The organism is Paenibacillus sanfengchensis (assembly GCF_036864765.1).
GTDB classification, from domain to species: domain Bacteria; phylum Bacillota; class Bacilli; order Paenibacillales; family Paenibacillaceae; genus Fontibacillus; species Fontibacillus sanfengchensis.
Genome location: NZ_JBAGJC010000001.1, coordinates 249,683 through 262,930 on the forward strand (window position 1 = coordinate 249,683; position 13,248 = coordinate 262,930).

Consider the following 13,248-nt stretch of genomic DNA (forward strand, 5'->3'; position numbering starts at 1 on the left):
CCATTGCCAACATCCACAATTGTAAATATGAAGCCGCACCGGCGGAGTCTACATCATTAACGGGAAAATCTCCCGTTAATGTACCGCTTGGCTCTTCGATCGGATTTAGCTGGAAAAGCTTCATCTAATTCACGACCCTTTTTGCCGATATACACAATTTCAGGGGAATTAACGGGAGGTTTTCCAGCTAATTCGCCTCTGCAGCCGCATACGCACCAAATTAACGGGAGGAATTCCCTTTAATTCGAACCCAACAAATAGTTTTAGCTTAAGAGTGTAAAAAAAGAGCCCTTTACACCGCTATCTAATATGCAAATCAATAGTTCAACCTATATAACGACGTAATTTCAAAAAAGCAAAGCCCCCGGCAATCGCCGGCGGGGAACCCGCGCCCCCGCCGACAGTTTCCTGCCGGAAGCCTTCCATCATGTTCCGATATGACTAATAGGCTCTGGCAAATACGACGGTATGACGAGCTGCTTCTCCGCACACCAGGCAAGTAGTTTTTGTAACCTCGGGATGGAACGGAATGTTCCGGCTTGTCGCGCCCGTTTCGTCTTTAACATGACGTTCGCAAGCCTCGGATCCGCACCATCCGGCGAGGGTGAAGCCGCGTTTTTCCTCAATGCTGGCTTTCATTTCCTCCAGCGTATCGACGGAGTAGAAATGCTCCTCCCGGAAGGCCTTGGCGCGTTCGTACATCTCGTTATGCACCTGTTCGAGCATCGCCTTGACTTCCTCCACCAGGTTCTCCTGGGAAATGACCTTCTTCTCGCCGCTGATTCGGGAAACAAGCACGCAAACTCCGTTCTCCATATCACGCGGACCGATCTCAAGGCGGACCGGAACGCCGCGCATTTCATACTCGTTAAACTTCCAGCCCGGACGAACGTCAGCCCGGTCGTCCATGCCGACGCGAACGCCGGCTTTCTTCAGCTCGGCAAACAGCTCGTCCGCCCGTCCCACGACGGCATCCCGGGTTTTAGGCGGGCCGATCGGGATAATCATGACCTGCTTGGGAGCCACCTTCGGCGGCAGTGCCAAACCGCGGTCATCGCCGTGAACCATAATAAGCGAGCCGATCAAACGCGTACTTACGCCCCAGGAAGTGGTGTGAACATATTCGCGAACGTTTTCCCGATTCAAATATTGGATATCGAACGCCGTAGCGAAATTAGTGCCGAGATAATGCGACGTTCCCGCCTGAACAGCCCGTCCGTCCTTCATCATCGCCTCGATGGAGTAAGTGTCAACGGCCCCGGCAAATTTCTCGGAAGGCGTCTTCTGGCCGACGATGACCGGAATCGCCAAGTAATTCTCCACGAAGTCGCGATAGATTTCCAGCATCCGCATCGTCTCTTCGCGCGCTTCCTGCTCGTTCTCGTGAGCCGTGTGCCCCTCTTGCCAGAGAAATTCGCTCGTCCGCAGGAAAGGCAGTGTCCGCTTTTCCCAACGAACCACATTCGCCCATTGGTTGATCAGCACCGGAAGATCCCGATAGGACTGAATCCATTTCTCGTACATATGCCCGATCATCGTCTCCGAGGTCGGACGGATCGCCAGGCGTTCCTCCAGCTTCTCGCCGGCGGCTTCAGTTACCCATGGAAGCTCCGGATTGAAGCCCTCCACGTGCTCTTTCTCCTTCTGGAAAAAGCTTTCGGGAATAAAGAGCGGGAAATACGCGTTGCGATGCCCGGTCTCCTTAAATCGGCGGTCGAGTTCCGCCTGGATATGCTCCCAAATCTCATAGCCGTCAGGCTTGAATACGATGCACCCGCGGACCGGCGAATAATCCATCAGATCCGCTTTCTTGATCACATCGATATACCAGCGGGAAAAATCTTCTCCCTGCGGGGTAATTTCCGTTACGAATTGTTTCTCCTCGTTTGCCATTAAACCATTAGCCTCCCGTTTATTAACCTATCAAGCGCAAAATATCATTGTAAGTGACCGCGATCATCAGCAGGAACAACATCGCAAAGCCGATAAAATGCACAAGCCCTTCGCGGTTCGGATCAACCGGTTTGCCGCGCAGCGCCTCCACACCGAGGAACACAAGTCTGCTTCCGTCCAAAGCCGGGATCGGCAGCAGATTAAATATCCCCAGATACAGACTCAGGATCGCCGCCCACTGCGTAAATTTCACGATCCCTTGCTTCGCAATCTGGCCGGTAACTTCGAAAGTCCGTACAGGTCCGCCGAGATCGTCCATAGAAAACTTTTGAATCAACTGTTGAAAACCAAGAAAGATCATTTTTGTGGTGTCGACCATTTTCTGGCCGGCCACGGTAAAGGTTTCTCCGAAGGAAGCGCTCCTTGAAGGGAAATACGTGACGATCGTACTTCCGACCTTGCCCCCCTGTTCGTTCTCCACAGAACGTGGAGTGAGCGTAAGGTTCAGCGTCTCTTCCCCGCGCTTCACCGTCCACACCATCGGTTTGTCTTGCGCGCCTTTGATCATCTCGATCAGCCCGTTGGCATCGGTGCCTACCTGTTTGCCGTCCACCGACTGGATGATGTCTCCGGGCTTCACGCCGGCTTCTTCCGCAGGCATGCCCTTCATCACATCCCCGACCTCAAGATGCGTCGGATCCGGCATCGGAATTCCCGCCATCTGCGTATGCAGGGCAAACAGGACAAAAGCGAGAATAAAGTTCATCAAAGGACCCGCAAAGATGGAGAGAGCGCGCTGGCCTACCGTTTTGCTGCCGTATTGGCGGTCTCTGGGCGCGATTTGCGTTTCTTTCCCCTTCGTCACCAGCATCGCTTGTCGATGAACCCGATATTCCAGTACTTCTCCATCAACAGCAAGTTTGATCAGCAATCGATCCTCCAGATCGACCTCGGTCACCTCACCGCGGATCACGTTTTTTCGGCTATCCAAACGGTCCAGATAAATCTTGCTCACGTTATCTCCGGACAATCGCAATGCCACGGTTTGTCCGGTTGCAATTTGGATCAGCTCGGGATCTTCCCCGGCCATCCGCGCATAGCCGCCAAAAGGCAGCAGCCGAAGTGTAAATTGCGTCTCGTCTCTTCGGTAAGAGAACAACTTCGGACCGAAGCCGATCGCAAATTCCCTTACCAAAATCCCCGCGCGTTTGGCAAAGTAATAGTGTCCCCATTCATGCACCGTCACAATGACAAAGAACATGAGAACCGTCATAAAAATGATCTTAAGCAATTCCAATCGTTAGCATCCTCCTTTGGCCACGGATCGTCCAATATTCCTTCAGATTATCATTATTCTCCGATCAGGCACAAGAGAATACCGGGATGGAACTTTTCCACACCGGACGTAGGGCCTTGGTCAAATCGATCTTGCGATCTCCCTTGCCCACCGGTCGGCTTCCTTGATAACCTCCAGCCCCGGTTCGGCCTGGACCTCATGTCTGGAAAGAACCGTTTCGATAATATGTTCAATCTGCAGAAAAGGAATCTCCTTATTTAGAAAACGGGCGACTGCGACCTCATTGGCCGCGTTGTACACACTTGTCGCTGTGCCTCCTATTTTACCACATTCATAGGCCAGCCTTAAACAAGGGTAACGATCGAAGTCCATTTCGCGAAAATGAAGCTTGCCCACATCCGCCAGCGACAAGCGCTTGGTTTCGGAGAACCAGCGTTCCGGGTAAGTCAATGCATATTGAATCGGCACCCTCATATCCGGAGTTCCCAGTTGCGCAATCACGCTGCCGTCACGATATTCAACGAAAGAGTGGATGATACTTTCCGGGTGAAGCAGCACCCCGATCCGCTCGAAATCCATCCCGAACAGCCAGCGGGCCTCGATCACTTCCAGTCCTTTGTTGACCATCGTGGCGGAATCAATTGTCACTTTGGCTCCCATCGACCAGTTCGGGTGCTTCAGAGCGTCCTCTACCGTTACATGGCGAAGCTGGTCGCGATTCAAATCACGAAAGGAACCGCCCGAAGCCGTCAACGTGATCCGCTCCACAGCTTCCGAACGTTCGCCGTTCAAACATTGAAAAATGGCGGAATGTTCACTGTCCACAGGCAGCAGCTTCACACCCTTTTTCCGGGCCAGCTCGGTTACAAGATGCCCCGCGGTTACCAGGGTTTCTTTATTGGCTAACGCGATATGCTTGCCAGCGGAGATCGCAGCCAGCGTGGCGGGCAATCCCGCGCTGCCGACAATCGCCGTAACGACCGTATGGGCGTCCGTTTCGGCCGCGACCTTCACAAGCCCCTCTTCCCCATAGAAAAGTTGGATCTCGGAAGGAATTTGCGAACGCACTTTGTCGGCGAGTTCTTTGGTTGCCACCGAAGCTTTCTTCGGGCGAAAAGCGCGGACCTGTTCCACAAACAAATCGACATTGGTCCCTGCGGCCAAGCCCTCTACCGCAAAATGATCCTTATGCTGCCTTACGACATCCAACGTCTGCGTCCCAATCGATCCGGTGGAACCGATCACCGTAATCTTCTTCATCCTGTCTCCCCCATGCTTCATTTAGATTTAGTACATCGGAAGAAAGCCTAGAATATGTACGAACGGAAAAACCGCAATCCAGCTGTCGCACCGATCCAAAATACCTCCATGACCGGGCAGCAGTGTGCCTGAATCCTTAATCCCGTACACCCGTTTATAAGCGGACTGTATCAGATCCCCCATCTGGCCGACAACCGCGGCGGAGCCTCCAAGAAGCAGAGCTCGTCCGACCGAAAGAAGACCGCCGGAGAATACCGCGAACAGGGCCGCGACGATAACCGCAAGCAGCACGCCCCCGACGGCTCCCTCCACCGTTTTGTTCGGGCTAATGGCCGGCCAAAGCTTCGATTTGCCGAATCTCCGTCCGGTAAAATACGCCCCCGCGTCACTGCTCCAAATCGCAGCCAGCATCAGGATGGTCCAAAACAAACCGTGGCCGTCCGGTGCGCTGCGCGTTGCCGCCAAATAGGCAAAACCCGACCCGATATACACGGTCCCCAGGAATATCAGGGCGACTTGGCCGATATGAATATCATTTTTGGACACCACAGTCACCACAAAAAACAGCAGCATGAGCAGCCAGAAGAATCCCATCATGCCGAGCGGCATTTGCAGATGGAGCAGGCTCCAGGGGAACACGGCATATAGAACGCTCGCATACCCGATCGCCGCGGTGCCTCCGAATACCGGCAGTCCGATCATGCGAACGAACTCGTAAAACCCGATTAGCGCCATAATCACGACGAGGGCATGGTATCCGAGTCCTCCCCATAGACATATTCCCAAAAATCCGCCCCCGGCGATCAAGCCGGTAATCAACCGTTGTCTCAACTGTCTACACCTTCCATCCGCTAGGATAATCCGCCGTATCGCCGGGTGCGTCTTTGGTACTCCGCCACTGCGGCAAACAACTGTTCACGGCCGAACTCCGGCCAGTACAGGTCCGTAAACCACAGCTCACTGTACGCCGTTTGCCATAACATGAAATTACTTAGCCGAAGTTCGCCCCCAGTGCGAATAAGCAAATCGGGATCCGGCAGATCCCCGGTCAAGAGTCCCGAGCCGATCATTTCCTGCGTGATATCCTCCGGCTTGACGCTTCCGTTCTGGACACGAACGGCAATCTCCTTGACGCATTCGGTGATTTCGCGGTGACTTCCGTAATTGAGCGCAAAATTCAAGATAAGGCCGGTATTATTTTTGGTCCGCTCAATCGCTTCCTCCATCGCCGCGATCGTGTGGGCGGGAAGTTCATCGGGGTGCCCCATCATGCGAACCTGGACATTCTTCTCGATCAATTCCTCCAGTTCGATGGCCAAAAACTCTTGGGGCAACGACATCAGAAAATCGACTTCCTCCTTCGGCCGCTTCCAGTTCTCGGTCGAGAACGCGTACAGCGTCAAAACGGAGATCCCGAGCTCATCCGCGGCGATCGTAGCCCGCTTGACCGCCTTCATTCCGTTGCGATGGCCGACGATGCGCGGCAAACCAAGCTTGCGCGCCCAGCGGCCATTGCCGTCCATAATTATGGCGACATGCTTCGGAATATTGTCCCCGGTCGGGACCTCGGTTGCAGGACGGCTGCCTTTTTTCCGCCAGGACTCAAATAACTTGATCATTGCTTTTCCTCCAGCTGGTGATGAAAAAGAGACAAAACCCCACCGTAATAGGAGGGGCCGCTTATCGTCTCTTAAACTTCCATAATCTCTTTCTCTTTCGCAGCAAGCACTTTGTCGACTTCCGCGATGAATTTGTCGGTGGTCTTCTGGATGTCTTCCTGGTGCCTACGCGATTCGTCTTCAGAGATGTCGGTTTTCTCCAACTTCTTGATATCGTCGTTCGCATCCCGCCGAATGTTCCGGATGGCCACCTTCGCTTCTTCTCCGAACTTCTTCGTCATTTTGACAAGCTCAACACGGCGTTCTTCCGTCAAAGCCGGGATGCTTAACCGGATGGATGTCCCGTCGTTGGCCGGCGTCAGACCCAAATCGGACTTCTGGATCGCGCGTTCGATTTCAGCAAGGGAAGATTTGTCCCAAGGCTGAATCATCAGGGTACGCGAATCCGGCGTATTGATGTTGGCAAGCTGGTTAATCGGAGTCGGCGATCCGTAGTAATCCACCTGAATGCGGTCGAGCAAGGAAGGCGCTGCTCTTCCCGCTCGCAGGGTCGCGAGGTCCCGTTTAAGTGCCTGAATCGCTTTATCCATGCGTTCTTCGGCATGACTTTTGATACTTTGCGGCATTTAATCTACACTCCCCTTGACGATCGTCCCGATTTTTTCTCCCAGGACGACTCGCTTGATATTTCCTTGTTCCGTAATCGCGAAAACGATCAGCGGGATGTTATTGTCCATACACAGCGAAGAAGCCGTAGAGTCCATAACACCCAGGTTTTTGTTCAACACTTCCAGATAGGTAAGCGTTTCGTACTTCTCGGCATTCGGATCGACAAACGGATCGGCGGAGTATACGCCATCGACCTTGTTCTTCGCCATCAGAATCACTTCGGCTTCGATTTCCGCTGCGCGGAGAGCGGCGGTCGTGTCCGTAGAGAAGAACGGGTTCCCCGTACCGGCGGCAAAAATAACGACTCTGCCTTTTTCCAAATGCCGGATCGCGCGGCGACGAATATACGGTTCGGCGATTTGCTGCATGGCGATGGAGGTTTGCACTCGGGTCGGAACCTCGATTTGTTCAAGCGCATCCTGCAAGGCCAGCGAATTCATCACGGTCGCCAACATCCCCATGTAGTCGGCTGTCGCGCGATCAATACCCTTCGCACTGCCCGCAATCCCCCGCCAAATATTGCCGCCACCGCAAACGATCGCAACCTGAACGCCGAGCTGGGTCACTTCCTTTACCTGCTGAGCAATGGACGAAATCGTTTCGGCGTCAATGCCGTATCCATTTTGTCCGGCAAGCGATTCACCGCTAACCTTCAAGACAACTCGTTTAAAAACTGGCTGTTCCAAATGTATACCTCCACTATAGACCCCCTATGTATAACCGGGAAAAGGGTGTCAGGTTAAAAAAGAAGGAACACGACGTGTTCCAACTCTTCAAACGTGCATGTGATCCAATGACGTTTATTATATTTATTTTATTGTCTTACTTGGGACATAACTTCTTCAACGAAGTTGTCCACTTTCTTCTCCAAACCTTCGCCCAGTTCATAACGGACAAAGCGACGGATGGTGATGTTTTCGCCGATCGCGCTGATCTTCTCGTTTACAAGCGCCGCGATCGTCTTGTCCGGATCCTTCACGAAAGCTTGCTCAAGCAAGCAGAATTCTTCGTAGTATTTGCCGATCCGGCCTTCGACCATCTTATCGACAATTTTTTCAGGTTTCCCTTCGTTAAGGGCCTGTGCTCTCAAAATTTCCTTTTCTTTCTCCAGGTCATCCTGCGGCACTTCTTCACGACGAACGTAACGAGGGCTCATGGCCGCGATATGCATCGCGATGTCGCGGGCAAATTCCTTGAATTGATCCGTTTTCGCAACAAAGTCAGTTTCACAGTTGATTTCTACAAGTACGCCGATCCGACCGCCGGCATGAATGTAGGACTCGACAACGCCTTCCGTAGCGATCCGGCCGGCTTTGTTAGCCGCGGCAGCCAGACCTTTCTCACGCAGAAGTTCCGTTGCTTTGGTCAAATCACCGTTTGCTTCTTCGAGTGCTTTTTTGCAATCCAGCATGCCCGCACCTGTTTTTTCACGCAGTTCTTTTACAGATTTTGCATCAACAGCCATGTTTATAAAACCTCCACATTTAAAATGATGGGACTCTTTTCATCTTAAAAAAAGGGCAGTGAGAGGTTTGACACCTACCAACCACCCTTTTCATTTAATTCATTCTTTGTTCTTTGTGCAAGTTCGCGAAATTAGGCGGTAGTTTGCTCGCCTTGGTTCGCTTCGATAACGGCATCCGCCATTTTGCTGGTAAGCAGTTTAACCGCGCGGATCGCGTCGTCGTTACCAGGGATAACGTAGTCGATTTCGTCCGGATCGCAGTTGGTATCTACGATACCCACGATTGGGATACCCAATTTGCGGGCTTCCGCAACGGCGATGCGTTCTTTGCGAGGATCAATAACGAAGAGCGCGCTTGGCAGTCCCTTCATGTTCTTGATTCCGCCGAGGAACTTCTCGAGACGATCTTTCTCTTTGCGAAGAATGATGACTTCTTTCTTAGGCAGAACTTCGAATGTTCCGTCTTCTTCCCAAGTTTCGAGTTGTTTCAAGCGGTCGATCCGCTTTTGAATTGTTTGGAAGTTGGTCAGCGTACCGCCGAGCCAGCGTTGGTTAATGTAGAATTGACCCGCGCGCTCAGCTTCTTCCTTCACGGAGTCTTGAGCTTGCTTCTTGGTGCCGACGAACAGGATCGTCCCGTTCTCTTCAGCTACGCTCTTAACGAAGTTGTAAGCTTCTTCTACTTTCTTGACCGTTTTTTGCAGGTCAATAATGTAAATACCGTTTCTTTCGGTGAAGATATAACGATCCATTTTCGGATTCCAACGACGTGTTTGGTGTCCGAAGTGAACCCCTGCCTCAAGCAGTTGTTTCATGGAGATTACTGCCATCTTCACGCACCTCCTAAGTTTGGTTTTATTGTGATGCTTCCTCCGCAAGTGTCATCTTCCGCCAAGACTCCCGGTAGGGAGCACCCTTAACGAAATCAACCAGCGTGCGTTATAACACCGTCAACTACTATACCACAACTGAAAAACCGATGCAACCAGAGTCAAGGCTTTTCCGACAAATTTCATCTTCATGTTAGCCTCACAAAAAAAGCTCCTTGTCAGGAGCTTACGGGTATAACTTATTCTGCCGGAGCGGATGTGATTTTTGAGATAATCGAGGTGATATCTTCCCCGGGTTCAAACGTAAATGTGCCGGTCCGAATTTTGGTATTAATCTTTTTGCTCTTGGCTTCCTTCAAGAAGGCGGATTTATCGGGGATAACTCCCGCCTTTTCCAGCCCTTCCGCCACACCGGAGAGGGTACTGCCGGAAGAAATTTTGTAGGTTACCGTCGTTTTTTGGGGTGACTGCGGCTTAACCGGAGCTTCGGTTTTTGGCGTGGCGGCCTCAACCGGGGTTTTGGAGGCTGCAGGCACTTTCGAGGTATCCGGTGTTTTTGAAGTTTCAGGCTTACCCGGCGGTTTCGGAGTTCCCGGAACATTTGGCGCCTTCGGCTCCTTTGCCGGATTCGCCTCTTGTCCTCCGGCTCCCTCCTGCTTCTCCTTCCACTCTTCCTCGGTCAGCAGCTCCCGATCGGCTGCCACGACTTTCAAATTCAAGAGGGCCGCGGCCTGCTCGATCTGTGCCCTGGTCTGCAATTTCCCCGTCCCTTGGCCGATCATCATTAGCTGTAGCAGCAGGGCGCCCGCGATAAGTCCTGCGCCCAATCCCAACATAAATTGGCGGTTTCGGATCATCGGGATTCCTCCCTTTTAGCCAGTTGCAGGATCAGCTGGACTTCACCTCTTTGAATGCCCACCGATTTGGCGATGATATCGATGGATTTCCCTTTCGCATACAAATCAAACAGCTCGGGGTAGCGATCCCTGACCGATTCAGCCCGAGGCGGCTCTTCTGGCACCTCTGGCTCCGTCCCCACAGAAGCGGCGGGTGAATTTTCCACAATAGCCTTCTCAGGCAAACGGGCTGAAGGAATGTCCGCTGCCGACGGCTCACTCTTCGGTTCGGTCGCGGATCCCGCCAACCGCGGCGGGGCTGCAAGGACCCGCTGTTCCAGCCCGTCCAGCCGGGATTTGTACTGAAGCGAGTTTTGCTCCACTTCCAACAGGCGCTTGCGCAGTTCGACAATCTGTTCCTGCTGGGCAAGCTGCTTTGATGCAAAATCCTGCTTCATCCGGGCTACCAAATCGATGAGCTCTTCATTTTCCTTTTCAATCTCCGCCATAAACTGCTCCAGCGTAGCTTCCAGTTCCGCGGAGCCGCCCGAAGAAGGTGCCGCCCCCGTCGTCCGGCCGGGAAGAAGAAGCGCATAAACCAGGGCGGCGGCTCCCAGCAATACAATATAAAACCACGGGTCTCCAAATGACAATGTAATCCTCACCTTTGATGTTTAAATAAGTGCGTAAAATCTTGCCCCGGTGGGCGTAGAGCGGAAGATGCCGCTACAATGACAAATCGATATGACGGCCCTTGAAAGGGTGCTCGGCGGGGTGTTCTTTTTCCTGCTCCTCCTGATGCTCACCCTGCGACGAGTGATGTTGTCGCTCTTGGTCCGGGGAGTTGCCCTCGCGTTTTATTTTTGTATTGTGTGCGCTTTCGTCAATATTGGTGCTTCTCTGGCGTTCAAGCTCGCGCTCCTTAATATTCTCCGCAGAGAGCAAGCTCTGATCGGTGACAGGGCGTTGCTGATTCTCCTGTTGAATCCGTCCGGCTTCATTGGTCCGGGGTACCGCGATCTGCATTTCTACGGCTTTCAAATTCATGGAAATCACCTCATCGCTTGGATTATGGACGCCCTAAAACTGTTCGTATAATGAGCGAAAGCGGTGCCGATAGCAGGCACTAGACATAGGCGGACATCGTGATATCCCCTTCATTAAAGTAAAAAGACATGTGGGATAGAGGTTCCTTAACATACTTTGTATAGCGTCCGATCACGATTCTGGACCCGCCGTAGATCGTTTTTAGGACATCCACACGCGCTCTGACCGTTTCCTCCAGCGTTTTTTCAATAGTAAGCATCCGCTCTTTAAATTCGTTCATTTCCTGAATGTTCGATTTTTTGGTCATATTCAGCTTCGAGCGCATTTCCACCTTCTCCGGAGTCAGCTTCCCTAAAGAGGCGAGTTGATCCAGCAGAGACAGCGCTTTTTCCGACTTTTCCAGGTTCGCCATGATCTCTCTGACCTTCTGCCTCAGTTCCATTAACTCGTTGCGTAGTTCGGGAAGTACGCCGACTTCAATGGAGGTCGTCGTCGACATCGGATTGCCGATGACCCGGGCGATGACCCGTTCCCCGGCTTGAATGCTTCCGCCTACGATCAAGCCTTTGGTTCCGTTGCAAACGACGTCCCGGCCCGCACGGATATTCGAATGCATAATGCTTTGGCTAACGATGACATCTTCTCCGGCCACTACATTGCCATCTTGAATAAAAGAACTTTTGACAGAGTGGCCCGCTTTGACCAAGCCTTTATTGTATCCGATAATGCCGCCGGTAATTTCGATGGAACCTTCCGAATACAGCTCGGCCCCCTCGACGCCGCCGACAACACGAATATCCCCGGCAGCACTGACTTTAAAGCCCGTCAATACATTGCCGCGGATGACGACCGTGCCGACAAAATCGATATTTCCCGTGCTGTAGTCGACGTCCCCGTTGATTTCATAAACCGGGAATACATTCAATTTCCCTTTATCGGTCACTGTAACCAAGCCGTCAATCGCCGCGTACATCGCGGTTTGCTCGGGGTTCAACACCACATTCTTCCCGACTTTGAATCTGGCTTCCTTCCCGGATTTGTTGGGGATCGGTTCCCCGGTCACCGCCGTTCCGGGGCGTCCGGGAAGCGGAGGAACTAATTCGGCGATAAGCTGTCCTTTCCGGACATTGTTCAAACGTGTGATTTCTTTGTAGTCCACCTTGCCGTCATCCGTCTCCAGAGGTTTGTACCTTACATCCTCAAGCTGGACGGCGTACCGAATCTTTCCATCCTCCCCGGGCTCCGGATCCAAACCGATGGCAATGGGGGTTTTACTGTAGAAATATTCTCTGGGGTTGATGGCAAACCGCTCGACAATATCGTCCTGGATCCCGTACTTGATGCCGTGGTGCTGCAAAAATTGATACATTGCATCCTTAGTGCAGGAAAAGGTATCGTCTTTTTGGGTAAACTGCAGATAAGCGACGGTTTTATCATCATTAAAGGTGACGCTAAGAAGTTTCCCTAAATCGGCCGTAAATTCCATTTTCGTTCCTCCTTCCATCTTCATAATTCTAAGAAATTCCGCTTTCTAATTCTCTCGCATCAGCAGATCACGTTGCTTGTCCAATGTGCCTCGAAGCCGCAAAATCGCTTTGGAGTGAAGCTGGGAGATCCGGGATGGCGACAAAGACATCACCTCGGCGATCTCACTCAGCGACAAATCTTCATAATATAACAGAGAGACGACGGTCCGTTCCTTCTCCGTTAACTTTTCGATTCCCTTGGCCAGCGATTCCCGCAAAAACTGCTCCTGTACTTTATAATCCGGATTTTTGGCCTTATCGTCAACAAGCAAAGTCAGCCGGGTCTCAGATTCCTCTTCACGGATCGGATCTTCCAGGGAGCAGAGAGTCATGACAGCGACTTCCTGAAGCATGCTTTGGAACTCTTTCTCGCTGATCCGCAAATGCTTGCTCATTTCCGCATCGGTGACGGACCGGAGAAACTGCTGCTCCAACTGCTGGTAGCCTTCTTCAATCTTCTTGGCTTTTTCTCTTACGGAACGGGGAACCCAGTCCCCCTGGCGCAATCCGTCCAAGATCGCTCCCCTGACCCTCCATGAAGCATAGGTTTCGAACTGCAGACCGCGCTTATAGTCGAATTTCTCGACCGCATCAATCAGTCCCATCACCCCGTTGCTGGACAAATCATCTTTGGAAACGTTCTTGGGCAGACCTACGGCCAGACGTCCCGAAACGTAGTCGACAATATGCAGATACTTCTCGATAAGTTGTTTCTTGGCCTCCAAATCGCCGTGTTCCTTCCATCGCTCCCAAACATCGGCATAATTTAGAGTGGATGTCTTCCGCTCGTTCAATTGCCTTCACCC

14 protein-coding genes are annotated in these 13,248 nt (G+C 52.2%); all 14 read right to left on the reverse strand.

Annotation, left to right across the window (positions count from 1 at the left end):
• Positions 1 to 441 precede the first annotated feature (441 nt).
• A complete protein-coding gene (proS, locus tag V4U84_RS01115; protein ID WP_334072951.1) occupies positions 442 to 1,893 on the reverse strand; it encodes a proline--tRNA ligase in 1,452 nt (483 codons plus the stop codon).
• A 22-nt stretch (positions 1,894 to 1,915) separates the two neighbouring features.
• Entirely contained in the window at positions 1,916 to 3,190 is a 1,275-nt protein-coding gene (gene rseP, locus V4U84_RS01120) for an RIP metalloprotease RseP (protein WP_334072952.1), read from the reverse strand.
• A gap of 120 nt (positions 3,191 to 3,310) precedes the next feature.
• On the reverse strand, positions 3,311 to 4,450 hold the full coding sequence (locus V4U84_RS01125; protein ID WP_334072953.1) for a 1-deoxy-D-xylulose-5-phosphate reductoisomerase: 1,140 nt from the start codon (positions 4,448 to 4,450) through the stop codon (positions 3,311 to 3,313).
• A gap of 27 nt (positions 4,451 to 4,477) precedes the next feature.
• Positions 4,478 to 5,281 carry a phosphatidate cytidylyltransferase gene (locus tag V4U84_RS01130; protein WP_334072954.1) on the reverse strand — a complete coding sequence of 268 codons (804 nt, stop codon included), beginning with the start codon at positions 5,279 to 5,281 and terminating at the stop codon, positions 4,478 to 4,480.
• A gap of 20 nt (positions 5,282 to 5,301) precedes the next feature.
• Complete coding sequence (locus V4U84_RS01135; protein WP_334072955.1) at positions 5,302 to 6,069, reverse strand: isoprenyl transferase; 768 nt, start codon at positions 6,067 to 6,069, stop codon at positions 5,302 to 5,304.
• 71 nt (positions 6,070 to 6,140) lie between these two features.
• Positions 6,141 to 6,695, reverse strand: coding sequence for a ribosome recycling factor (frr, locus tag V4U84_RS01140; protein WP_334072956.1), 555 nt, complete (start codon positions 6,693 to 6,695; stop codon positions 6,141 to 6,143).
• Positions 6,696 to 7,424 carry a UMP kinase gene (pyrH, locus tag V4U84_RS01145; protein WP_148449809.1) on the reverse strand — a complete coding sequence of 243 codons (729 nt, stop codon included), beginning with the start codon at positions 7,422 to 7,424 and terminating at the stop codon, positions 6,696 to 6,698.
• Positions 7,425 to 7,552: 128 nt separating this feature from the next.
• Positions 7,553 to 8,203, reverse strand: a complete 651-nt coding sequence (tsf, locus tag V4U84_RS01150) for a translation elongation factor Ts (RefSeq protein WP_148449810.1) — start codon at positions 8,201 to 8,203, stop codon at positions 7,553 to 7,555.
• Between the two features lie 131 nt (positions 8,204 to 8,334).
• Positions 8,335 to 9,033 carry a 30S ribosomal protein S2 gene (gene rpsB, locus V4U84_RS01155; protein WP_148449811.1) on the reverse strand — a complete coding sequence of 233 codons (699 nt, stop codon included), beginning with the start codon at positions 9,031 to 9,033 and terminating at the stop codon, positions 8,335 to 8,337.
• A gap of 239 nt (positions 9,034 to 9,272) precedes the next feature.
• Positions 9,273 to 9,890 carry a hypothetical protein gene (locus tag V4U84_RS01160; RefSeq protein ID WP_334072957.1) on the reverse strand — a complete coding sequence of 206 codons (618 nt, stop codon included), beginning with the start codon at positions 9,888 to 9,890 and terminating at the stop codon, positions 9,273 to 9,275.
• Positions 9,887 to 10,522 (reverse strand): hypothetical protein, encoded by a 636-nt coding sequence (locus V4U84_RS01165; protein WP_334072958.1) that lies wholly within the window; start codon positions 10,520 to 10,522, stop codon positions 9,887 to 9,889. The genes V4U84_RS01160 and V4U84_RS01165 overlap by 4 nt, the downstream gene beginning before the upstream one ends.
• A gap of 73 nt (positions 10,523 to 10,595) precedes the next feature.
• Entirely contained in the window at positions 10,596 to 10,916 is a 321-nt protein-coding gene (locus V4U84_RS01170; protein WP_334076600.1) for a hypothetical protein, read from the reverse strand.
• A gap of 79 nt (positions 10,917 to 10,995) precedes the next feature.
• Complete coding sequence (locus V4U84_RS01175) at positions 10,996 to 12,402, reverse strand: DUF342 domain-containing protein (RefSeq protein ID WP_334072960.1); 1,407 nt, start codon at positions 12,400 to 12,402, stop codon at positions 10,996 to 10,998.
• Positions 12,403 to 12,447: 45 nt separating this feature from the next.
• On the reverse strand, positions 12,448 to 13,236 hold the full coding sequence (locus V4U84_RS01180) for a FliA/WhiG family RNA polymerase sigma factor (protein WP_334072961.1): 789 nt from the start codon (positions 13,234 to 13,236) through the stop codon (positions 12,448 to 12,450).
• Positions 13,237 to 13,248: the final 12 nt, after the last annotated feature.